General features: G+C 45.3%; 2 tRNA genes. Both read right to left on the bottom strand.

Annotation, left to right across the window (positions count from 1 at the left end):
• Positions 1 to 28 precede the first annotated feature (28 nt).
• Positions 29 to 104: transfer RNA gene (locus H5200_RS23620), tRNA-Lys, on the bottom strand.
• 71 nt (positions 105 to 175) lie between these two features.
• Positions 176 to 251: transfer RNA gene (locus H5200_RS23615), tRNA-Lys, on the bottom strand.
• Positions 252 to 258 lie beyond the last annotated feature (7 nt).

The raw sequence follows: 258 nt of genomic DNA, 5'->3' as shown, positions 1-258 counted from the left end.
ACCACTCTACTATTCAACGAATAAAGAATGGTGGGTCATGATGGACTTGAACCATCGACCAATGGATTAAAAGTCCACTGCTCTACCAACTGAGCTAATGACCCGCTCTGATGTGCCTAAGCACGGTGCGTGAATCCGCCGATTATAACCACTCTACTATTCAACGAATAAAGAATGGTGGGTCATGATGGACTTGAACCATCGACCAATGGATTAAAAGTCCACTGCTCTACCAACTGAGCTAATGACCCGCTCTGA

Origin of the sequence: Pseudoalteromonas sp. SG43-7, from assembly GCF_014164295.1 — a bacterium.
GTDB classification, from domain to species: Bacteria; Pseudomonadota; Gammaproteobacteria; order Enterobacterales; family Alteromonadaceae; genus Pseudoalteromonas; species Pseudoalteromonas rhizosphaerae.
Note: the sequence above shows the minus strand (reverse complement) of the source record. Positions and strands in the feature narration are given on the sequence as shown.